20 protein-coding genes are annotated in these 22,054 nt (G+C 72.4%); 9 read left to right on the plus strand and 11 right to left on the minus strand.

Features of this window, described 5'->3' with window-relative positions:
* Nucleotides 1–3: 3 nt before the first annotated feature.
* Nucleotides 4–1,227: a cytochrome P450 family protein gene (locus tag ACWGJB_RS32385; RefSeq protein WP_453383597.1), complete on the plus strand. Its 1,224-nt coding sequence runs from the start codon at nt 4–6 to the stop codon at nt 1,225–1,227.
* Here the strand turns inward: ACWGJB_RS32385 and ACWGJB_RS32390 are convergent.
* Complete coding sequence (locus tag ACWGJB_RS32390) at nt 1,224–2,219, minus strand: Lrp/AsnC family transcriptional regulator (protein WP_453383598.1); 996 nt, start codon at nt 2,217–2,219, stop codon at nt 1,224–1,226. The genes ACWGJB_RS32385 and ACWGJB_RS32390 overlap by 4 nt on opposite strands.
* Before the next feature lie 190 nt (nt 2,220–2,409).
* Here ACWGJB_RS32390 and ACWGJB_RS32395 point away from each other — a divergent pair, with 190 nt between their 5' ends.
* The 3 genes from ACWGJB_RS32395 (at nt 2,410) to ACWGJB_RS32405 (ending at nt 6,700) form a co-directional block, all read left to right on the plus strand.
* On the plus strand, nt 2,410–4,002 hold the full coding sequence (locus ACWGJB_RS32395; RefSeq protein WP_453383599.1) for an MFS transporter: 1,593 nt from the start codon (nt 2,410–2,412) through the stop codon (nt 4,000–4,002).
* A gap of 433 nt (nt 4,003–4,435) precedes the next feature.
* Nucleotides 4,436–5,569, plus strand: a complete 1,134-nt coding sequence (locus tag ACWGJB_RS32400) for an SPFH domain-containing protein (RefSeq protein ID WP_453383600.1) — start codon at nt 4,436–4,438, stop codon at nt 5,567–5,569.
* Nucleotides 5,570–5,617: 48 nt separating this feature from the next.
* A complete protein-coding gene (locus ACWGJB_RS32405; protein ID WP_453383601.1) occupies nt 5,618–6,700 on the plus strand; it encodes a hypothetical protein in 1,083 nt (360 codons plus the stop codon).
* Between the two features lie 46 nt (nt 6,701–6,746).
* On the opposite strand, the gene ACWGJB_RS32410 is transcribed toward ACWGJB_RS32405, so the two are convergent.
* The gene (locus tag ACWGJB_RS32410; RefSeq protein WP_453383602.1) at nt 6,747–7,310 is read right to left on the minus strand and encodes a TetR/AcrR family transcriptional regulator; all 564 of its coding nucleotides are present in this window, start codon (nt 7,308–7,310) and stop codon (nt 6,747–6,749) included.
* A gap of 120 nt (nt 7,311–7,430) precedes the next feature.
* On the opposite strand from ACWGJB_RS32410, the gene ACWGJB_RS32415 reads away from it, so the two are divergent.
* Nucleotides 7,431–8,294 carry an SDR family NAD(P)-dependent oxidoreductase gene (locus tag ACWGJB_RS32415; protein WP_453383603.1) on the plus strand — a complete coding sequence of 288 codons (864 nt, stop codon included), beginning with the start codon at nt 7,431–7,433 and terminating at the stop codon, nt 8,292–8,294.
* A 12-nt stretch (nt 8,295–8,306) separates the two neighbouring features.
* On the opposite strand, the gene ACWGJB_RS32420 is transcribed toward ACWGJB_RS32415, so the two are convergent.
* From ACWGJB_RS32420 to ACWGJB_RS32430, 3 genes are all read right to left on the minus strand, one after another.
* Nucleotides 8,307–9,638, minus strand: a complete 1,332-nt coding sequence (locus ACWGJB_RS32420) for an enolase C-terminal domain-like protein (RefSeq protein WP_453383604.1) — start codon at nt 9,636–9,638, stop codon at nt 8,307–8,309.
* Nucleotides 9,639–9,801: 163 nt separating this feature from the next.
* Complete coding sequence (locus tag ACWGJB_RS32425) at nt 9,802–10,476, minus strand: response regulator (protein WP_453383605.1); 675 nt, start codon at nt 10,474–10,476, stop codon at nt 9,802–9,804.
* Nucleotides 10,473–11,708, minus strand: a complete 1,236-nt coding sequence (locus ACWGJB_RS32430; protein WP_453383606.1) for a sensor histidine kinase — start codon at nt 11,706–11,708, stop codon at nt 10,473–10,475. Before ACWGJB_RS32430 ends, ACWGJB_RS32425 begins: the two co-directional genes overlap by 4 nt.
* A gap of 173 nt (nt 11,709–11,881) precedes the next feature.
* Between ACWGJB_RS32430 and ACWGJB_RS32435 the strand changes: the two genes are divergently transcribed.
* The 4 genes from ACWGJB_RS32435 to ACWGJB_RS32450 all read left to right on the plus strand — a co-directional run bounded on the left by ACWGJB_RS32435 (nt 11,882) and on the right by ACWGJB_RS32450 (nt 16,674).
* The gene (locus ACWGJB_RS32435) at nt 11,882–12,574 is read left to right on the plus strand and encodes an ABC transporter ATP-binding protein (RefSeq protein ID WP_453383607.1); all 693 of its coding nucleotides are present in this window, start codon (nt 11,882–11,884) and stop codon (nt 12,572–12,574) included.
* A complete protein-coding gene (locus tag ACWGJB_RS32440; RefSeq protein WP_453383608.1) occupies nt 12,571–14,913 on the plus strand; it encodes an FtsX-like permease family protein in 2,343 nt (780 codons plus the stop codon). The genes ACWGJB_RS32435 and ACWGJB_RS32440 overlap by 4 nt, the downstream gene beginning before the upstream one ends.
* Before the next feature lie 79 nt (nt 14,914–14,992).
* Complete coding sequence (locus tag ACWGJB_RS32445) at nt 14,993–15,358, plus strand: DUF779 domain-containing protein (protein WP_453383609.1); 366 nt, start codon at nt 14,993–14,995, stop codon at nt 15,356–15,358.
* Nucleotides 15,359–15,501: 143 nt separating this feature from the next.
* Nucleotides 15,502–16,674, plus strand: a complete 1,173-nt coding sequence (locus tag ACWGJB_RS32450) for a phosphodiester glycosidase family protein (protein ID WP_453383610.1) — start codon at nt 15,502–15,504, stop codon at nt 16,672–16,674.
* A 49-nt stretch (nt 16,675–16,723) separates the two neighbouring features.
* Here the strand turns inward: ACWGJB_RS32450 and ACWGJB_RS32455 are convergent, their stop codons facing one another.
* From ACWGJB_RS32455 to ACWGJB_RS32480, 6 genes are all read right to left on the minus strand, one after another.
* Nucleotides 16,724–16,918, minus strand: coding sequence for a hypothetical protein (locus ACWGJB_RS32455; protein ID WP_453383611.1), 195 nt, complete (start codon nt 16,916–16,918; stop codon nt 16,724–16,726).
* Between the two features lie 102 nt (nt 16,919–17,020).
* Nucleotides 17,021–17,884 (minus strand): phosphatidylinositol-specific phospholipase C/glycerophosphodiester phosphodiesterase family protein, encoded by an 864-nt coding sequence (locus ACWGJB_RS32460; protein ID WP_453383612.1) that lies wholly within the window; start codon nt 17,882–17,884, stop codon nt 17,021–17,023.
* Between the two features lie 224 nt (nt 17,885–18,108).
* Nucleotides 18,109–19,191: an acyl-CoA dehydrogenase family protein gene (locus tag ACWGJB_RS32465; protein ID WP_453383613.1), complete on the minus strand. Its 1,083-nt coding sequence runs from the start codon at nt 19,189–19,191 to the stop codon at nt 18,109–18,111.
* Entirely contained in the window at nt 19,188–20,369 is a 1,182-nt protein-coding gene (locus tag ACWGJB_RS32470) for an acyl-CoA dehydrogenase family protein (RefSeq protein ID WP_453383614.1), read from the minus strand. The genes ACWGJB_RS32465 and ACWGJB_RS32470 overlap by 4 nt, the downstream gene beginning before the upstream one ends.
* Nucleotides 20,366–21,334: an NADPH:quinone oxidoreductase family protein gene (locus ACWGJB_RS32475; RefSeq protein WP_453383615.1), complete on the minus strand. Its 969-nt coding sequence runs from the start codon at nt 21,332–21,334 to the stop codon at nt 20,366–20,368. Before ACWGJB_RS32475 ends, ACWGJB_RS32470 begins: the two co-directional genes overlap by 4 nt.
* A gap of 91 nt (nt 21,335–21,425) precedes the next feature.
* Complete coding sequence (locus ACWGJB_RS32480; protein WP_351698402.1) at nt 21,426–22,001, minus strand: helix-turn-helix domain-containing protein; 576 nt, start codon at nt 21,999–22,001, stop codon at nt 21,426–21,428.
* Nucleotides 22,002–22,054 lie beyond the last annotated feature (53 nt).

Here is a 22,054-nt window from a genome sequence, read left to right on the forward strand (position 1 = left end):
TCGATGACCACACACACCCCGGGCGGCCCGCTGCGAGCCGCCCTGGAGGGGTCCGCGTTCCAGGCGGACCCGCATGCGGTGCTGCGGACCCTGACGGACTCCGCGTCCGCACACCGCTGCGAACCGGACGGCGCTCCGCCGCAGTTGCTGGTCACCGGGTACGACGCGGCGCGCAAGGTACTCACCGATCCGCGGGTGTCCAAGCGGAGCGAGCGCGCGGGCCTGGAGTCCGGCTGGCTGATGAGCGGGGTACGGGACGAGGTCGGGATCGACTACATGCTGACCGTGGACCCGCCCGAGCACACCCGGCTGCGCAAGGTGGTGGCACGCGCCTTCACGCCGCAGCGCGTCGAGGCCCTGCGGCCACGGACCCGGGAGATCGCGTCCCGGGCGGCGGACGCCGTACTGGCCCAGAAGACCCCGGAGTTGGTCGGCGGCTTCGCCGCCCGCGTGCCCATCTCGGTGATCTGCGAACTGCTCGGCGTGCTGCTGGCGGACCGGGACCGCTTCGGCTGGGCCTCCGAGCAGGTCGTGGCCCCGGTCGCCGGTTCGGACCGGGAGGAGGCCTACCTATGGCTGAGCGGGTATCTGGCGGAGCTGATCGCGGAGAAGCGGGCCGAGCCCGGACCTGACCTGCTCAGCGCGCTGGCCGTGGACACCGACGAGGACCGGCTCTCCGACCCGGAGCTGATCGGCATGGCCTTCCTGCTCCTGATCGCCGGGTACGAGACCACCGCGAACCTGATCGGCACCGTACTGCTCGGCCTGGCCCGGCAGCCGGACCTCCTGCGGACCCTGCGCGCCGATCCCGGTCTGATCCCCGCCGCGACCGAGGAGTTCCTCCGCCTGGACGGGCCGGTGGTGACCGCCACCGAACGGTTCGCCACCGAGGACATGCGGGTCGGGGAGGTGCCGGTGCGGCGAGGGGACATGCTGCTGGTCTCCCTGGCGGCGGCGAACCGGGACCCGGCCAGGTTCGAGGAGCCGGACTCCTTCCGCCTCGAGCGTCCGGCCGGCGGCCATCTCGCCTTCGGGCACGGCGTACACCACTGCCTGGGCGCTCCGCTGGCGCGGATGGAGGCTGAGGTCGCGATCACCGTGTTCGTCCAGCGCGTGGAGAGTCTCGCCCTGGCCGTGCCCGAGGCCGATCTGAAGTGGGCGCCGGGGCTGCTGATGCACGGGGTCCGGCGGCTTCCCGTGTCGGTCGTGCTCCGGGACTCCGTCTAGACGGAGGACGCGGGCACCAGTCGACCCCGGGAGATGAGGGAGGCCGCCTTCTTCAGGTGGTGGACGCTGATGCTGACGCCATAGCCGTCGATGCCCGGGGTCGCGGCGATCCGGGTGGTGAGAAAGCGGTAGAAGTCCTCGGGATCGCGGGCGATGACGGTGACCATCAGGTTGTGCTCCCCGCTGATGGCCCCGACGAAGGGGACCTCGTCGTGCCGGGCGGCCTCCGTACCGACCCGCTCCAGGTGGGCGGGGGCCACCCGCAGCCACAGGACGGCGTGCAGCCAGTGGCCCAGCCGCTCCGGGAGCAGTTCGACCTCGTACTCAAGGGTGCCGGAGCTCTCCAGCGACTCCAGCCGCCGGGCCACCCGGGACAGGGACCAGCCGGTGAGTTCGCCGAGCCGGGTGTGGGTGGTGCGGCCGTCCTGGGCCAGGGCGTCCAGCAGCGGGGCGTCCTCGTCGGCGGGCGGGAGCGGGGGCCCGGGGGTGAGCGGCGGCCGCTCCGAGGTCAGCCGCCGAACCTGCTCGGGGTCGAGGTTGTCGCCGTAGCCGGTCCAGCCGGCGGTGCCGGGAGCGTCGTAGTTGTGGATGATCAGGTCGATGCTGACGTCCAGGACCGAGGCGGACCTCGGCAGCTGCCGGAGCAGCACGTCCTCGCGAGGCATGTCGAGCGGCGCGCGGATGACGCAGATGATCTCCGAGCCGCCCGAGGCCAGATGGGCCCAGGAGATGTCGGGGCGGCGGGCGAGGGCCTCGGCGAGCGGGGCGACCCGGTCGGGTCGGCAGCGGATGCGGGCGACCCACTCCGCGGCGCCGTACACCCGCCGGTTGACCAGTCCCACCACCCGGAGCGCGCCGCTGCGGCGCAGCGCCTGGTAGCGGCGGGCGGCGGTCTGCTCGGAGACGCCCGCCACCTCGCCGATCCGGCGGAAGGGCAGCCGGGGCGCGCACTGCAGAGCACGGAGGATCTTTCTGTCCACATCGTCAAGCATGGTGGAAGTCTGTCACGGCGCGGGAGTGATCTGGAGGATTCTGCTGCCGGAGGGGTGGTTGGTTGGTGGTTGCGCGAGCGGGACCGGATGCTGTGGCGGCGGGCTTCCCACCGGAAGTCCGTACGACACAGGCCGCCGGGTTCGCCGGGGGCCTCGACCGCGGTGCGGTGCGCCGCGAAGGAGTTTCTCCGTGAACGTCACGACACCGGCGAGCGCGCCGGTCGAGCGGCGGGCGGCCACGATCGTCATGGCCTGCCTGGGCGTCTTCGTCGCCTATCTTCCTGTCACCACCGTCGCCGTGAGCCTGCCGGCCCTGCAGGGGGCGCTGAACGCCTCGACGGCCCAACTGTCGTGGGTGCAGGACGCGTTCGTGCTGCCGATGGCCGCGTTCATCCTGACCGCGGGCGTCTTCGGGGACGTCCACGGACGCAAGAAGGTCTTCCAGGCCGGCCTGCTCTTCTCGGCGGCGGGCGCGGTCACGGCCTTGTGCGCGCACTCCATCGAGGTCGTCTGGGCCGGGCAGGCGCTGGCCGGTGTCGGCGCGGCCGCGCTGCTGCCGACCACGCTGGCGCTGATCAGCCACGTGGTGCCGGACCACCGGGAGCGCGGGAAGTACATCGGCATATGGGCGACCTGCCTGATGGCGGCCCTGGCGATCGGTCCGGTGATCGCCGGTGTGGTCGTCGCGCACTTCTCCTGGCGCTGGATCTACCTGCCGGCCGTTCCGGTCGCGCTGCTCGCCGTCGCCGTCGCGGCCTGGCAGCTGACCGACTCCCGGGCTCCGCACGGCCGCCGGTTGGACTGGCCCGGCCAGCTCACCGCCACGCTCGCGATCACCGCGCTGGTCTACGGCGTGATCGAGGGCGGCGCGGGCTCGTTCACCGACGCCAAGGTGATGGTGGCGCTGTTCACCGCCGTGGCCGCCGGTGTCGCCTTCGTCCTGGTGGAACGGCGCAGCGACAGCCCGATGCTGGACCTGAGCCTGTTCCGCAGCCCCGCCTTCACCGCCACCACGCTCGTAGCGATGATCAGCTTCCTGGCGCTGATCGGGTTCTTCTTCGTCCTCAGCCTCTACTTCGGCATGGTGCAGCGGCTGGACACCCTGCAGGCCTGCTGGCGGCTGCTGATGGTCACCGGGGCGGCCCTGCTGGTCGGCGGTCCGGCCGGGCGGCTGATGCACCGCGTCTCCGCACGCTGGATGATCACCGGCGGTCTGCTGCTCGTCGCCGCCGCCCAGTTCACGCTGACCGGACTGGCCGCCGACACCTCCTTCGCCTCGGCCGCCTGGCGGCTCGCCCTGCTGGGCCTGGGCATGGGCTTCGTCATGACCCCCATGACGGCGACCGCGGTGGCCTCCGTGCCGTACCACCAGGCCGGCATGGCCGCCGCCGGCAACAACGCGTTCCGGCAGGTCGGCGGTGCCCTGGGGCCGGCCGTCCTGGGTGCGCTGCTCACCACCCGGGCGCTCCACGCGCTGCCGGGTCACCTCACCGACGCGGGGGTCACCGGCGCGACGCGGGACCGTGTCGTCTCGGCCGCGCAGGCGGACGGTCTCGGCGCGGTCGCCAAGCTGGACCTGGGAGCACAGACCGGGCAGGCGTTGGGCGCGCTGGGCGACTCCTTCCTGGACGGGATGCGGCTGTGCCTGATCACGGCGGGGAGCCTCACCGTACTGGCCGCCCTGGTCGCGGTGGTCCTGTTGCGCGGTCCCCGGCCGCAGTCGCCGCCCAGGGCGGCGGGAGACGCCGCCGACGAGACGGCCTCTGCCCTGCAGGGCGCCTGACGGCAAGCCGCCCCCGAGGGCACCCGCCGGGGGTGTCTTCGGGATCAGGCCGGCCGGTGAGCAGGAGCGCCGTCCCGTCAAGGCCGAGTGCGGGCCTGCGGGACCCTCCCCGGCGGACTCGGTCCGGGCGTGGGAAAGCCCGGCCCCCGGCGTGCCGCGCGTCCACGCGTGAGGAGTCCGGGCGCGCGGCGCGGTCGGCCGGTGAAGGGCGGGGGCGCGCAGGGCGGCCGGAAACGGACGCCCGACGGGCGGCAGCGGCAGGGGCAGGGGCAGGGGCAGGCACGCTGGGGGTACGCACCCGCCCGTAGCCGCGTCGGACCCATTGGGCATACTGTCGGCTGATCGCTTGATCGCCGCGCCGCCGCCGTCCCAGGGGCCGACCGGGGAGCGGCGGTCTCCGGAGCGCGGGGAGTGGGGGATTGCTGTGGGGCTGATGGACCGCATCCGCGGTGAGTTCATCGACATCATCGAGTGGACCGACGACGGCCGGGACACCATCGTGTGGCGTTTCCCGCGCTACGGCAACGAGATCAAGATGGGCGCCCGGCTCGTGGTGCGCGAGTCGCAGGTGGCCGTCTTCGTCAACGAGGGACGGCTGGCCGACGTCTACCAGCCCGGCACGTACACCCTCTCGACCCAGAACATGCCGGTCCTGTCCACGCTGAAGGGCTGGAAGCACGGCTTCGAGTCGCCGTTCAAGGCCGAGGTCTACTTCGTCACCACCCGGCAGTTCACCGACTTCAAGTGGGGCACCCAGAACCCGGTGATCCTGCGGGACGCCGAGTTCGGCATGGTCCGGGTGCGCGCCTTCGGCACCTTCGCCGCCAAGGTGGTGGACGCCGCCGCACTGCTGCGCGAACTGGTCGGCACCGATCCGCAGTTCCGCACCGAGGAGGTCGGCGAGCACCTGCGGCAGCTGATCGTCTCCAAGCTGGGCTCCGCGCTGGGCTCGTCCGGCGTACCGCTGCTGGACCTCGCCGCCCGGCAGGACGGCATCGGGCAGCAGCTGGCCAAGGTGCTGACCCTGGAGCTGGCCTCCACCGGCATCGCCATCCCCCGGTTCTACATCGAGAACATCAGCGTCCCGCCGGAGGTCGAGGCGGCGATCGACACCCGCTCCCGGATGACGATCACCGGCAATCTGGACGACTACGCCAAGCTCCAGGCGGCCGACGCGATGCCGATCGCCGCCGCCAACCCCGGCACCGGCGGCGACGCCGTCGGGCTGGGCGTGGGCATGGCGCTGGGCCAGCGGATCGTGCAGAGCACGTCCGGTGCGGCGGCTCCCCCGGTCCCGGTGACACAGGCCCCGGCGCAGCCCGCACCCGCCCCCACCGACGTCCCGCCGCCGCTGCCGAGCGCACCGCGCTGGTTCATCGCGGTCGGCGGACAGCAGCAGGGCCCGTACGACGAGAGCGCGCTGGCCGGGCAGGTGGCGACCGGAAACCTGAACCGTACGACGCTGGTCTGGCGCAGCGGGCAGGCCACCTGGCAGCCCGCGGACCAGGTCCCGGAGCTGGCGTCGCTGCTCGCCGACGTCCCGCCGCCGCTGCCCCCGCAGGGCTGAGATCCGCCATCCGGAACCTCCCGGCAACAGGGCACAAGGAGAAGTGAGTTGACGGATCAGGATGTCGCGCCGGCACCCGACCGGGCGTTCCAGTGCGAGGCGTGCGGCGGGGTCAGCGAGTACGCGCCCGGGACGTACGCACTGCGCTGCCCGTACTGCAAGCACGAGCAGGACATCACGCCGATACCGCGGCAGGTGACCGAGCACCCGATCGAGGAGCTGGCCGTGCTGCCCCGCCGGGCGTCCGCGCCGGACCGGGTGAAGGTGTACACCTGCCCCGGCTGCCATGCGGTGACCGAGAGCGATTCGCTCAGCGACAAGTGCCCGTTCTGCGCCACCCCGCTGGTCGCGGACGCCTCCGCCACCGAGCGCGTGGTGCCCGAGGCCGTCCTGCCCTTCGGGGTGGGCCGCGAGCAGGCCCGCGACGCGCTGGCGAAGTGGACCAGCTCCCGCTGGTTCGCGCCGAACGAGCTGAAGAAGGTCACCGAGGCGGAGACCTTCCGGGGCAGCTATCTGCCGCACTGGACGTACGACGCGCAGACCACGACCCAGTACTCCCGCGAACGCGGCGAGTACTACTGGGTGGAGGAGAAGGACTCCGAGGGCAACACCCGGCGGGTACGGCACACCCGCTGGTACCACAGGTCCGGAACGGTCGGCCGGTTCTTCGACGACGTGCTGGTGCCCGGCAGCGGCCAGGTGCCCGAGAAGGAACTGGACAAGCTGACCCCCTGGCCGCTGGAGGAGACGGTTCCCTACCAGGAGGAGTACCTGGCGGGCTTCCGTGCCGTCCGGTACGACGTGGAGCCGGAGGCCGGCCTGGAGTCGGCGAAGGCGCGGATGGCGCCGGTGATCCGCGCCGACTGCAAGCGGGACATCGGCGGCGACGAGCAGCGGGTGCACTCGATGTCCACCTCCTACAGCGGCCTCACCTACAAACTGGTGCTGCTGCCCGTCTGGTTCCTGACCTACCTCCACGCGGGCAAGGCGTGGCCGGTGATGGTCAACGCCCGTACCGGCGAGGTCATCGGCGAGCGGCCGTACAGCGCGCTGAAGATCACCCTGGCGTCGGTGGGCGGCGCGCTGCTGATCGCCCTGGTGGTGCTGCTCGTGATCATGCTGCGCAACTGAGGACGCCGCCGGCCGGCCGGGGCGGACCCCGGCCGCGGGGCGAGCCCTACGGACGCAGGCCCCGGAGCACCACGTCGAGATAGGTGCCCGCGGAGACGTCCTGCTCCGGGCTCCTCGGAAGTGCGGAGATCAGGGCGAGGACCTCATCCGCCGCGATGTCGTCCCGTACCGCGCCCACTGTCCGCGCGCGGGCCCACAGGCGGGCGAAGCTCGCTTTCATCGGGGCACCCACCGCGGCCATCGGGGACCGGTCGTCGGTCAGACAGGCCCCGACACGCATGCTCATCCCGCCATGCTCGGCAGCGCTCCGGTCGTACAGGCGCAGCCACTGCGCCACCGCCTGCTCCACATCGGGCGCGTCGAGCAGCTCACGGGCCTGCGCGTCCAGGAGGTCGACGCGGTCCCTCATGATCGCGGCGAAGAGGTGCTCCCTGCTGGGAAAGTGCCGGTACAGCGTGCCGCGCCCCACCCCGGCTTCCTTGGCGACGCCATCCATGGGGGCGTCCGCGCCATCACGGCTGAAGACCTTCTGCCCCGCGGCGACGAGTGCCTCGTAGTTACGGCGGGCGTCCGCTCGCAGCGGCTTGGCATCGAGGGGCGGGGTGCTCATGGGGATCATCCTATTTGACAACCGGACACGGTGTCCATATCGTCGGAAACATAAGCGGACACTGTGTCCGCTTAACGTGCCGCGCCTGTGGCACCCGTGCCCGGCACGGGGAGAAGCACCATGGCATCACCGGACAGCAGGCCCGTCGTGGCCGTCGTCACCGGAGCGAGCCGGGGCGCCGGCCGGGGTATCGCAGAGGCACTGGGCGGCCAGGGGGCGACCGTCTACGTGACCGGCCGCAGCCGGTCGGCCTCCGATTCGCCGTACGGAGGCACCGTCACGGAGACCGCGGCCCTGGTCGACAAGGCGGGCGGCACCGGGGTCCCGATGGTCGTCGACCACGGGGACGACCAGGCGGTGGCGGACCTCTTCGAGACCGTCCGGCGCGACCACGGACGGCTGGACATCCTCGTCAACAACGCCGCCGAAGTCGTCGGGACGCCGGCGCCGGCCGGGTTCTGGGAAAAACCCCTGGCGGCAGCGGACCTGCTGACGGTCGGTCTGCGCTCGCACTACGTGGCGAGCTACCACGCGGCACCGCTGCTGATCGCGAACGGCCACGGTCTCATCGTCAACACCGGCCACTACGGTGCCGTGTCGTACCACCACGGTCCCGCGTACGGGGCGCAGAAGGCGGGCGCCGACAAGATGGCGGCCGACATGGCCAAGGAGCTGCGGCCGCACAACGTCGCGGCGGTCTCGCTGTGGATGGGCCATCTCGACACCGAGCGGGCCCGCGCCTACCTGGACTCCCTGCCCCGGCGGGACCGGCCGGCCGAGAAGCGGGAGTCGCCCCAGTTCACTGGCCGCGTGATCGCGGCCCTGTACACCTCCGGCGAACTGATGGCCCTCTCCGGCAGGGCACTGATCGGAGCCGAGTTGGGTGCACTGCTCGGGGTCACCGACATCGACGGCTCCCGGCCCCGGTCCGAGCGCTACACGCTGGGCGGCCCGCCCGAGCCACACCCGAGCCTGCTGGGCTGATCCGCCGCCCCCCTAACGCACCAGACAGGGCCGCCTGGCGTCGAAGGTCCAGCCGTCCACGAGGTAACGCATCCCGGTCGCGTCGTCCCGGCCCGCGCCGAGGTTCCGCTCCTCGTGGAGGGCGTGGGCCGCGAGCAGCCGGTCCGGGTCGAGGCGGATGCCGAGGCCCGGGGCGTCGGTGACGGCGACCTCGCCGTCGACGATCCTCGGGGGTGCGACGGTGAGGCGCTCCCGGCCCTCCTGCCAGATCCAGTGCGTGTCCAGGGCGTTGTAGTCGCCGGGAGCCGCGGCGCCGCAGTGGGCCATCATGGCCAGGGAGATGTCGAAGTGGTTGTTGGAGTGGCAACCCCAGGTCAGCCCCATCTCGTGGCAGAGCTGTGCCACCCGCACCGAACCGCTCAGGGTCCAGAAGTGCGGATCCGCGAGCGGGATGGAGACCGACTGCAGGGCCAGGGCGTGGGTGAGCTGCCGCCAGTCGGTGGCGATCATGTTGGTCGCGGTGGGCAGGCCGGTGGCCCGGCGGAACTCGGCGAGGATCTCGCGCCCGGAGTAGCCGCCCTCGGCCCCGCAGGGATCCTCGGCATAGGCGAGGGTGCCGAGCAGCGGCCGGCACAGTTCGACGGCCTCCCGCAGGGACCAGGCGCCGTTGGGGTCGAGGGTGATCCGGGCCTCGGGGAAGCGTTCCTTCAGCGCCTGTACGGCCTTGACCTCCTCGGCGCCCGCCAGGACCCCGCCCTTGAGCTTGAAGTCCCGGAAGCCGTAGTGGTCGTAGGCCGCCACCGCCTGCCGGACGATCGACTCCGGGGTGAGCGCCTCCTCCCGGCGGATGCGGTACCAGTCCACGTCGGCGTCGGGTTCGCGGAGGTAGTCCAGGTCGGTGCGGTCGGGGTCGCCGACGTAGAAGAGGTAGCCGAGGACACGTACCGAGTCGCGTTGCTTGCCGTCGCCGAGCAGGGCGGCGACGGGTACCTCCAGGTGCTGGCCGAGCAGGTCGAGGAGGGCGGACTCGACGGCGGTGACGGCGTGCACGGTCGTCCGCAGGTCGAAGGTCTGCTCGCCGCGGCCATCGGCGTCCCGGCCGCCGAACGCCTCCCCCATGGCCCGCAGCACCCGCTTGTGGTCACCCAGTCGCGCGCCGACGACCAGGGACTCCGCGTCCCGCAGCGTCCGGGTGATCGCCTCCCCGCCGGGCACCTCACCGAGCCCCGTCCGGCCCTCGGAGTCCTCGACGACCAGGACGTTGCGGGTGAAGTACGGGGCATGGGCGCCGGAGAGGTTGAGCAGCATGGAGTCCCGGCCCGCCACCGGGTACACGGAGAAGCGGGTGACGACGGGCTGGCTCATGGGGAACGTCCTTACGGGAGAGGGGCTTGCACACACGGCCACGCCGACGGCGACGAGTGGAGGCGAGCCGGTTCCCCTTCGAACCGAGCGTCACATCCATGTCCGTGAATGATGCCTGCGTACAGAGACTACGTCTACATACGGAGACACCGGGCTGGGGCTCCTACCGGCCGCCCGGCGTGACCAGTCCCGTCTCGTAGGCGACGACCACCGCCTGGGCGCGGTCGCGCAGGGAGAGTTTGCCGAGGACGCGGGAGACATGGGTCTTGACGGTGGCCTCGGAGAGGTGGAGGCGGGCGGCGAGTTCGGCGTTGGACAGTCCCTGGGCGAGGAGGCGCAGGACGTCGAGTTCGCGTGGGGTGAGATGGCCGAGGTCGCGGTGGAGGGCGGCACTGTCGGCGCCGACGCGGGCGAAGCGTTCGACGAGGCGGCGGGTGATGGCGGGTGCCAGCAGCGCGTCCCCGGCCCTGACCGTACGGACCGCGGCCGTCAGGTGCTCGGGGGTGACGTCCTTGAGCAGGAAGCCGCTGGCTCCGGCGGACAGCGCCGCGTACACGTACCGGTCGAGGTCGAAGGTGGTCAGCATCAGGATCCGGGGCGGCTCGGGGGTGGCCAGGATCCGGCGGGCCGCCTCCAGGCCGTCCAGCTCGGGCATCCGGATGTCCATCAGGACGACGTCGGGCCGGGTCCGCCGGACCGCGTCCACGGCCTGATGGCCGTCGGTGGCCTCGGCGACGACCTCGATGCCGTCGGCGGTGAGGATCAGCCGGAAGCCGGTGCGCACCAGGGCCTGGTCGTCCACGACGACGACCCGGGGCGGACTCGCCGATGAACTCACGCGGTCTCCAGGGGAATCAGGGCGCGGACCCGGTAACCGCCCAGCGGACGCGGTCCGTTGCTCAGGGTGCCGTCGTGTACGGCGAGCCGCTCGCGCAGCCCGATCAGCCCGCGCCCGTTGCCCGTGGCGGCGCCCGGCCCGCGGGCGCCGCCGGAGTCGGTGACCTCGACCCGCAGTTCGTCGGCGCCGTACTCGACGCGCACGCTCGCCTTCGAACCGGCCGCGTGCTTCAGGGTGTTGGTCAGCGCCTCCTGCACCACCCGGTAGGCGGTCAGCTCGACGCCACCGGGCAGCGGGCGGACGGCCCCGGAGACGGTCAGCTCGACGGGGGTGCCGGCGCCGCGCAAGCCGTCGACGAGGGCCCCGAGCCGCTCCAGACCGGGCTGCGGCGCCAGCTCAGGCTCGTCCGGGTCGTCCAGCGTGAGCAGCCCCATCACCTGCCGCAGCTCCCCCATCGCCGTACGGCCGCCCGCCTCCACCGCGAGCAGCGCCTCGCGCGCCAGCTCCGGTGAACTGTCCATGATCTTACGGGCGGCGCCGGCCTGGATGACCATCACACTGACGTTGTGCGTCACGACGTCGTGCAACTCCCGGGCGATCCGGGACCGCTCGTGTGCCACGGCGCTGCGCAGCGCCTCGGCCTGCCGCCGCTCCACCTCCGCCAGCCGGACCCGGCTCTCGGCCGCCCGGACCTTCCAGGTGCGCAGCCCGACGGTGGCCACGACCAGCGGCGCGGAGATCATCAGCGGCACGTACTGGGTGGGGACGGTGGGTTCGACTCCGAACGGACTGTGCGGTACCGACTTCCCGATCGTGAAGGTGAGCAGCACGGCCAGCGCGAGGGTGGCCGTCGCCGCCGTCCGGTAGGGGCTGTAGGCGGCCGCGCTGTAGGCGGCGATGACGCAGGCGTAGAAGGTGAGCCGGGTGACGTCGTCGGGGGTGAGCGCGTTCGCCGCCAGCACGATCCAGAGTACGGCCAGCGGGTAGCGGCGACGCCAGGCGAGCGGCACGGAGGCGAGGAGCACCAGGCAGACCAGGGCCGTTGTGCTGTGCGTGTGCCACTGCTCGTCGAGATCACCGGTCGCGTAGTCGAGCGAGGAGAAGAGGACGACCAGGGTCAGGGCGGCGTCGAAGAGCCTGTTGCGTACGGTGGGCGTGGGCGTGGGGCCGCTCGGCTCGGCCAGCGCGCGCAGCCGTACCCGCACCGGCTCCCCGGCCCGCTTAGTCGTCATCGCCCCATTCTCGGCGTCCTCCGCCGCCCGGGCATCCCTCCCCCGACTACATCTCAGGGATGACCCCACGCCGGGTACTTCCGGCACGGTACGGCGATTACGCCCGGCGGCCGTCGTGCCCGCCCCGGCCGGCTGCCTAGCGTCGGCGGCCACCGACGAACGGAGACTTCCTGATGACGGCACCGCTGATAGAACTGCGGGACGTGACCCGGCGCTACGACGCCGGACCGCCCGCTCTGCTGGACGTGACCCTGACCGTGGCGCCCGGTGAGGCGGTCGCCGTGCTGGGACCGTCCGGCAGTGGCAAGTCGACGCTGCTGAACCTGATCGCGGGACTCGACCGGCCGGACGAGGGCACGGTGACCGTGGACGGGGTGCGGGTGGACCGGCTGGGCGAGGCGGGCGCGGCCCGCTACCGGCGGGCGAAGGTCGGGATGGTGTTCCAGTTCTTCAACCTGCTGGACGACCTGACCGTCGCCGACAACGTCGTGCTTCCTGCCCAACTCGCAGGAACGGGACGCCGCGAGGCCCGCCGCCGGGCGGACGAGCTGCTGGAGTCGCTGGGCATCGCCGCTCAGGCGACCGCCTACCCGGGCCGGCTGTCGGGCGGGCAGCGGCAGCGCGTCGCGGTGGCCCGGGCGTTGATGAACCGTCCCGCGCTGCTGCTGGCGGACGAGCCGACGGGCGCCCTGGACTCCGCGTCCGGCCAGGACGTCAGCCGTCTCCTGCAGGAGCTCAACGATGACGGCCAGACCCTCCTCCTGGTCACCCACGACCACGGGCTGGCCGCGGCCTGCACCCGGCGCACGGTCCGCCTGGCCGACGGCGGGATCGCCACCGACGTCACGGCGGAGGCGGTCCGATGAGCGCCCTGGTCCGGGTCGTCCGGTCGGGCATGGCCCGCCGCCGTACGCAGACGCTGGTGATCGCGCTGGCCGCGCTGCTGGCGGTGACGGCGTCCGTGCTGGCCGGCGCGCTGCTGGTCGCCTCGCGGGCGCCCTTCGACAAGGCGTTCGCCCGCCAGTACGGGGCGCAGCTCGCCGCGCAGTTCGACGCGCGCCGGGCGACCAGTGCCCAAGTCGCCGCTACCGCCCGTGCCTCCGGGGTGACGGCGTCGTCGGGTCCGTTCCCGACGGCGACCGTCACGCCGGACCACTGGGGCGCGCTGTCGGTTGTCGGACGTGCGGATCCCGGCGGGCCGGTCGACCGGGTCACGGTGACGGAGGGCCGGTGGGCACGGCGGAAGGGTGAGATCGTGCTGGCCGCCGACTCCGACGCGCCGCCCGTACGCCTCGGGCAGACGCTGGAGTTCTCCGCCCTGCCCGGCAGTCCGACGCTCACCGTGGTCGGTACGGCCCGCTCGGTGAGCCGTACCGCGGAGGCCTGGGTGGTGCCCGCCCAGCTCGCCGGGCTCACCAAGTCCGGTCAGCCGAACGGTTATCAGATGCTGTTCCGCTTCGACCGCGCGGCCACCAAGGCCCAAGTCGCCCAGGACCGCGCGACGGTGGCGGCCACGGCACCGAAGGGCGCGCTGTCCGGTACCCAGTCCTGGCTCTCGGTACGGCAGTTCGCGACCCGCGAGACCGCGCTGTACGTGCCGTTCCTGGCCGCCTTCGGGGTGCTGGGCCTGGTGATGTCGGCGCTGGTCGTCGGGAACGTGGTCGCCGGTGCGGTGGGCACCGGGCTGCGGCGGATCGGCGTCCTCAAGGCGATCGGCTGCACTCCGGGACAGGTCGTCCGGGCTCATGGCGCGCAGGCGCTCGTGCCGGCCACGCTCGGCAGCGGACTCGGCGTGGTCGTCGGGCAGTTGCTCGCCGCGCCCCTGCTGGCGGAGACCGCGGCCGTGTACGGGGCGGTCGGGCTCGGAGTCTCCGTCGGCGTCGATCTGGCGGTGGTCGGCGGGGTGCTGGGTGTGGTCGCGGGCGCGGCGTGGGTGAGTGCCTGGCGGGCGGGGCGGCTGCGCACGGTCGACGCACTGGCCGTGGGCCGTTCCCCGGCGGCGGGCCGCGGGCGCCCGGCGGCCCGGCTGGCGGCGCGGCTGCCGGTGCCACGACCGGTCGGCCTCGGTCTGGCCCGGCCCTTCCACCGGCCGGGCCGCGCCGCCTCGATGGTCGCGGCGGTCGTCTTCGGCACAGCGGCGGTCACCTTCGCCGTCGGGATGGCCGCGTCCTTGGGTGAGGTGATCGCGGCCAAGAACCATGACGCGGCCGATGTGACCGTGAGCGCCGAGCGGCCGGGAGTTCGAAGGCCCGTCCCGATGGGCGCGCCACAGGTGACGGCCGCCCGGGCCGCCGCCGTGAAGGCCGCGATCGCCGCCCAGCCGGGCACCCGCGACCAGTACGGCAGCGTCACGACAGGGGCCGAGGTCTCCGGAGTGACGGGGAGCGTCCCGGTGATCGCCTACGACGGCGACGCCTCCTGGGGCGGCTTCGTTATGGTCTCCGGTCGCTGGATCCGTACAGCGGGCGAGGCGGTGGTGCCGACCCCGTTCCTGACCGCGAGCGGAGCCGAGGTGGGCGACACGGTCACCCTCGCCGTGAACGGCTCACCGGTGCGGATACGGATCGTAGGCGAGGTCTTCGACACCGGCGAGCAGGGCATGCGGGTGTTCACGGACCTGGCGACACTCCGGGCCGCCGCCCCGGACCTGTACCCGACCGAACACGCCGTGCGGCTCGCGCCGGACACCGACGTGAAGGCATACGTCAAACACCTCGACTCGGCGCTGAAGACGCTGGAAGTCACCGCGACCGACGCCAAGTCCGTCAACGGCAGCGACACAGTGGTCGCCCTCGACTCCCTCACCGTGGCGCTCACCCTGATCCTGGTCGCCGTGGCCGGACTCGGGGTGCTGGGCGGGGTCGTGCTCGACACCCATGAGCGCATCCGGGACCTGGGTATCCACAAGGCGCTCGGGATGACACCCCGGCAGACGGTGACGCTGGTGATCGCCTCGGTCGTGCTGCCCGGGCTGGCGGGCGGGGCGCTGGGGGTCCCACTGGGTCTCGCCGTGCACCGCACGGTCATGCCCGCCATGGGCGACAGCGCCGGACTGCGCCTGCCCGACGTGGTCCTGGACGTCTACCGGACACCGGAACTGCTCCTCCTCGCCCTGGGCGGCACGGTGATCGCGATCCTCGGCGCGCTGATCCCGGCGGGCTGGGCGGCCCGCGTCCGTACGGCGACTGCGCTGCGCACCGAGTAGTCAACGACCGCTTCTGGACCGGCCGGTGACGAGGGGTGAGACTGAGGGGATCCGACACCCCGGCCCCAGGAGGGCGACCATGGACGACCGGACAGCGCCTGAGCGTGTCGAGCTGACCCCGCGCGCCGCCGAGCTGGTGCGCCGGCTCCGCGCCGAGCACGGCCCGCTGATGTTCCACCAGTCCGGCGGCTGCTGCGACGGCAGCGCGCCGATGTGCTACCTCGACGGCGAGTTCCGCACCGGCGGCTCGGACGTACTGCTGGCCGAGCTGGCGGTGGACGGCGTCGAGGAGCCGGTCACCTTCTGGATGTCCCGGAGCCAGTACGAGGCGTGGAGCCACACCCGGCTGATCGTGGACGTGGTACCCGGACGAGGGAGCGGTTTCTCCCTGGAGGCACCCGAGGGGGTGCGTTTTCTCACCCGTTCGCGCGTAGTCGACGTCTAGCCGCCCTGCCGGTCACTCCCGTCTGCTGCACTTCCCTGAGTCCTGAGGTACTTGACGAGACATCAGGGGGTGCGGTGACGCATCGTCGGAGACGATATGCAGCGACGACCCGAACTCTGTTCACGATTCTCACGACGTCCGGTGTGCTGGCCGGTGCGGCCCTCACCGGGGCGGCACCGGCCGGCGCCGTGTCGGACACCGGACAGATCGCGTCCGGCGTCACCTACCGGCAGTTCGACGTCCCGGCGGCCAAGGGCACGGTCCACGCCCATCTGCTGACCGTCGACCTGACCGATCGGCACGTCCATGTGGACCTCCTCGAACCGGGCGCGGTGGCCGCCCGGTCGCCGGTCTCCACGATGGCGGACACGGTGGGCGCGGTCGCGGGCGTGAACGGCGACTTCTTCAACATCACCGAGACCCAGCACCCTGGCGTCGAGGCGACCGGCGCGAGCGTCGGCCCGGCGATCGCCCACGGCCGGCTGCTCAAAGGGGCGGTGCCGACGGCCCAGCGGTTCGGCCCGGCGCTGCCGCCCGGCACCGACACCACCGACGTCCTCGGCGTCGGCGTGGACCGCCGGGCCCGGCTGGACCGGCTGACGCTCGTCGGCACCGTCCACACCCCCGACGGGAACCTCACGCTGCGCGGGCTCAACCAGTACGCGCTGGCGCAGGACTCCGTCGGCGCCTACACCGCGGCCTGGGGCTCGGCCTCCCGCAAGCGCGCCACCTGCGGCTCGGACACCAGCCGGGCGGCCGGCTGCAGCACGGACACCTACGAGGTGCGGATCCGCGGCGGCAGGGTCGTCGCCACCGCCGACAGCCCGGGCAGCGGTGCCATCGCGGCGGGTACGACGGTCCTGCTGGGCCGGGAGGCCGGCGCGGACAGGCTGCGCGAGCTCACCAAGGGCGAACGGGTCACGGTGCGCAGGCAGATGGTGGCGTCCGCCTCCAAGGTCCCCTACCGCTTCGCGGTCGGCGGCTACCCGGTGCTGCGCGGCCGCGAACCGCTGGCCGGCCTCAACGACACCACGGCGGCGGTACGCACCGCCGCCGGCTACACGAGCGGCGGACGCAAGCTCCTGCTGCTCGCGCTGGACGGCGCGGTGGCCTATCGCAGCGGCATGACCATCGCCGAAGTGGCGGACGAAATGCGGGCTTTGGGTGCGGTCGACGCGTTCAGCCTGGACGGCGGCGGCTCCACGACGCTGGTGGCCCGCACCCCGGGCGACAGCACGGTGAGCGTGCTCAACCACCCGACCGAGAGCCCGGAACGCCCCGTGGCGAACGGGATCGGGGTCTTCTCGACCCCCTGACCGCGAGCCACCGAGCGAGCTGCTCCGTCTGCGGCCCTGAGCGTCCGGCTCAGGGCCGCAGACTGCTCACCAGGTCGGCGGTCGCGGTGAGCCCGCTGCTGATGGTGGGCGCCATGCTGGTGCTGGCCAGAAAGAACCCGAACAGCATGCAGACCAGGGCGTGCGAGATCTTCAGGGAGCCCTGGCGCATGAAGATCACGGCCAGCAGCAGAAGCAGCAGCACCACAGAGATGGAAACGGCCATCGCGAACCTCCTCCGCCACGCCCGTTTCCGGGCGTTCGGCCGCAAGTGTGGCGTAGCGGAGGGTAGGCCCGTGCGGTCGACACGTCCCCCGATCGGGTGGTGTTACGACGCCCGGTGGGTGTCCAGGAAGGCCTCCAGGCCGGCCAGGTCGTCGGTGTTGAAGTAGTCGACGTCGGCGGCGAGCAGTTCGCTCCACAGCGCGTCGCGGGCGGACCCGGCCACGTCGGGGGTGTTCCAGAAGCGCACCGTCTGGCCGCGGTCGTGCGCCTGGCCGATGATGGCGCGCAGCTTCTGCCGCTCGGCCTCGGGGAACGCGCCGTCCCCGAGCCAGGTGAAGTTGAGCTGCCAGTTGTCGCTGATCAGCGGGACGAAGGAAGCGGGCGCCGAGGTGCCGAGGTCGGTGAGCCGGCCGTCGTAGAAGGCCCGGCGCACGGTCTGTGCCTCCATCGGCGTACGCGCGGCACGGTCACCGGAGATGACGTTGGTGACGGCACCGGGGACGACGCGGCCGTGGACGTACGTCGTGAACAGGTGCCGGTAGCGCCGCAGATGCCGGTCGAGTTCGAGGTACGTGGACGATCCCTCGGTCTTGATGTCGATGAGCAGCTGCAGTGGCTGACGCCAACCGCGGTACACGGAACCGTGGTTGGCCTTCACGATCCGGGCCAGCGGGTCCAGGTAGAGGGACTCCAGGGTGCGGCTCGGGTCCAGGTCGTCTTCGGTGTGGCCGATGAGGAGCTGGTCACCGACGAGGAAGATGTCGGCCTCGACACTGCCGAAGCGGTGGTCGAGGGCGTCGAGGAGGGGATGGGTGTGCTCGTAGTCGTTGTGGGCGTGGGCACGCCACAGCGGACGCGGTCCGCGGTGACCGCCGCCCGCCCAGGCCTGCGCGCCGGGCAGCGCGACAGCACCCGCGAGGGCGGCGCCGAGGGTGGTGAGGGCTCTGCGACGGGTGGTGAGGGCCATGCTCTGCCTCCCTTGTAGGGCCATGAGGGACCGAAGGGAGTATGCGTTCGAGCGGAGCCCAATTGCCGCATCTGCGCGGGGAGTTGGCTGGACCGCCACCCCCGGTTCATTTCATGCCGACCCCGGCACAGGCGCCCCGCAAGGGGCCGCGGGGCTGTATCGAATATGCGGCTCCGCCGCGGGTGCGCGACCAGCCCCCACGCACCCGCGGTCGACGCCGAAATTCACGGCGCCTGAAGATCGACCAGTTCGGCCAGGGATTCTCGATGCGCCCCCGCCGTACCAAAGGCGATCGAATCCGCCTTGGCCCGCTTCAGATACAGGTGAATCGGATGTTCCCAGGTCATCCCGATACCCGCATGCAACTGCAGCGCCTCCTCCGCCGCCCGCACCGCAACCGGCCCCGCATAGGCCTGCGCAACGGCCGTCAACACGTCGGCATCCTCGCCGGAGGCCAGCGCATCGGCGGCCCCCCGCGCAGCGGCCCGCAGGTTCACGACCTCCAGCCACAGCTGCGCCAGCCGGTGCTTGAGCGCCTGGAACCCGCCCACCGGCCGGTTGAACTGCTTGCGCTCCTTCAGATACCGCACGGTCTCGGTCAACGCCCACTCGGCGAGACCGAACTGCTCGGAGGCCAGCAGCCCGGCCCCGGCCCGCAGGGCCCGCCGGACGGCGGGTTCGGCGTCCCCCACCCGGCGGCCGACCGCTCCGTCGAGGGTGACCGTGGCAAGCGGCCGGGTCAGGTCGAAGGCGACCTGCGGAGTGACGGTCACGGCCTCCGCCGCGACCGCGTACAGCCCCCCGTCGTCCCCCGGCACCAGCAGCACGTCCGCGGCGACCGCGTCCGCGATCCCGGTCAACTCGCCGTACAGGCGTCCGTCCTCGACGCGTACGGCCCGCACCGCGGCCCCCGGAGCCACCTGCAGCCCCACGGCCAGCGCACCGATCGTCCGCCCCGACGCAAGCTTCCCGAGCAGCTCCTCGTCACCGCAGGCGAGCAACGCCTCGGTCGCCACCACGGCACTGGTCAGATACGGTACGGGCGCCACGGCCCGCCCCAACTCCTCCAGGACGACGGCGACTTCGCGGTGCGATCCACCCTGGCCGCCCTGCTTCTCCGGCACCAGCAGTCCGGCGAGCCCCATACCCTCGGTGAGGGCCTTCCAGGCCGCCAGGTCGTGCGGGGCGTCCGACTCGGTGCGGGCGACGACGCCCGGCGCGTCGCAGTGGTCGGCCAGCAGGTCCCGCACCGCGGCCCGCAGCGCCTCTTCCTCCTCCGAGTACAGCAGGTCGGGCTGTGTTGTCATCGGGCGAGGTCCTTCCACGCGACGTCCTTGTCGGTGCGCGGCTCGGCCGGCAGGCCCAGCACGCGCTCGGCGACGATGTTCAGCAGGACCTCGCTGGTCCCGCCCTCGATGCTGTTGCCCTTGGCGCGGAGGTAGCGGTAGCCGGCGTCCCGGCCGACGAAGTCCACCAGTTCGGGCCGGCGCATGGTCCAGTCGTCGTACAACAGACCTTCCTCGCCGCGGAGTTCCACCTCCAGGCCGCTGATCTCCTGGTTGAGGCGGGCGAAGGCGAGCTTCATGCCGGCGCCCTCGGGTCCGGGCTGTCCGGCGACGAGCTGCTGGCGCAGCCGCTCGGCGGTGAGCCGGGCGACCTCGGTCTCCACCCACAGCTTCAGCAGCCGCTGGTGCAGGTCGTGGGTGCGCAGCTCGGGGCGTTCGCGCCAGGTCTTCACGACCGGGCCGATCATGCCGCCCTCGCGGGGCAGCCGCATACCGCCGATGGCGACGCGCTCGTTGTTCAGCGTGGTCTGCGCGACCCGCCAGCCGTCGCCGGTCTCGCCGAGGCGGCGGGAGTCCGGGATGCGGACGTCGGTGAGGAAGACCTCGTTGAACTCGGCCTCACCGGTGATCTGCCGCAGCGGCCGGACGTCCACGCCCGGGTCGGTCATGTCGCAGATGAAGTAGGTGATGCCGGCGTGCTTGGGCACGTTCGGGTCGGTGCGGGCGATCAGGATGGCCCAGCGGGCGTTGTGCGCGCCGGAGGTCCACACCTTCTGCCCGTTGACGATCCACTCGTCGCCCTCACGGACGGCGCGGGTGCCGAGCGCGGCCAGGTCGGAGCCGGCGCCGGGCTCGCTGAACAGCTGGCACCAGACCTCCTCACCGATCCACAGCGGCCGCAGGTAGCGCTGTTTCTGCTCCTCGGTGCCGTACTTGAGGATGGTCGGCGCGGCCATGCCGAGTCCGATGCCGTTGCGGCGCGAGTCGTTGTCGGGGGCGCCGGCGGCCTCCAGCTCGGCGTCCACGACGACCTGGAGGGAGCGTGGGGCGCCGAGGCCGCCGAGGCCCTGCGGGTAGTGCACCCAGGCGAGTCCCGCGTCGAAGCGGGCCTTGAGGAAGTCGAGCCGGCCCGTCGTGGCGGGCGGGTGCGCGGCCAGCAACTCGGCTGTGCGGCGCTGGAGTTCGACGGTGTCGGTCATGCCCCGGCTCCCGTCGGTACGACGGTGACCCGGCCGGTGGTGACGCCGTCACCGACCCGCTGCACGGCGGCCGCGGCCTCGGTCAGCGGTACCCGCTCGCTCACCAGGGGCTTGATGGCGCCCTTGGCGGCCAGCTCGGTGAGCTGCTGGTGGCAGTGCAGGATCAGCTTGGGGTTCTTGGTGGCGTACAGGCCCCAGTGCAGGCCCAGGATGGAGTAGTTCTTCACCAGGGCGTGGTTGAGCGCCGGGCTCGGGATGGTGCCGCTGGCGAAGCCCACGACCACGATCCGGCCCTCGAAGGCGACGACCTTGGTCGACTGGGTGTACGCCTCGCCGCCGACCGGGTCGTAGACCACGTCGGCGCCCCGGCCGCCGGTGGCCCCCTTCACGGCGGCGACCACGTCCTCGGCGCGCCGGTCGATGACGACGTCACAGCCCAGCTCGCGGGCCACGGCCGCCTTGTCGGCGCCGCCGACCACACCGATCACCGTGGCCCCGGCCGCCTTGCCGAGCTGTACGGCGGCGCTGCCGACGCCGCCGGCGGCGGCGTGCACGAGCAGCGTCTCGCCGGCCTGGAGCCCGGCCCGGCGGTGCAGGCCGAACCAGCCCGTCTGGTAGCCGATGTGCAGGGCGGCGGTCTCGGCGTCGTCCAGCGCGTCCGGCGCGGGCAGCAGGGCGGCGGCGTCCGCCACCGCGTACTCGGCGAAGCCGCCGTACGGCAGCACGGGGTTGGCGATCACCCGGCGCCCGTCCTCGGTCTCACCGCAGATCTCCACGCCGGGCGTGAACGGCAGCGGCGGGCGCACCTGGTAGTGGCCCCGGCACATCAGCACGTCGGGGAAGTTGATGTTGGCGGCACGCACCTTGAGCAGGACCTGGCCGTCGCCGGGCGTGGGCCGCTCCACCTCCGTCAGCCGCATCACCTCGCTCGGCTCGCCGTTCTCGTGCACTTGCCATGCCTGCATGCGGTGCCTCCACAGACTGCTTCGTCGGGGTCCATCGCATACTAAGCGGTCGCTTGCCGATGAGGGAACAGCTGACGCCACAGCGGACGTGTCACGCCGTACTTCTCGGCCGTGCCCGTACGTGCATCCGCTCCCCCTGTGGCCCGAACAGGCTGAGGAACTCCACCGGCCCCTCCCCCGTCGACCCGAACCAGTGCGGCACCCGGGTGTCGAACTCGGCCGCCTCCCCCGCCGCCAGGACGACGTCGTGCTCGCCGAGCACCAGCCGCAGCTTCCCGGACAGTACGTACAACCACTCGTAGCCCTCATGGGTACGCGGCTCGGGATCGAGTTTCCGCTTCGGTTCGACCACCTTGAAGGCCTGCAGGCCGCCGGGCTGCCGGGTCAGCGGCCAGAAGGTCCGGCCGTACCGCTCCATCGGCTTGGCCCGCACCCGGGGATCGCCGACCGGCGGGGCACCGACCAGTTCGTCCAGGGGCACCTGGTGGGCCTGTGCGATCGGCAGCAGCAGCTCCAGGCTGGGCTTGCGCAGGCCCGCCTCCAGCCGGGAGAGGGTGCTGACCGAGATCCCGGTGGTCTCGGAGAGGGCGGCGAGGGTGACCTCCCGCTCCTTGCGGAGCTTGCGCAGCCGGGGGCCCACCCCCGCGAGAACGTCGTCCGTGGTCATGGTCGTATTGCAGTTCCGGCAAAGAGGTTTGTCAATCCGGCCAGGGATGCGCG

Source organism: Streptomyces sp. NPDC054813 (assembly GCF_053611365.1).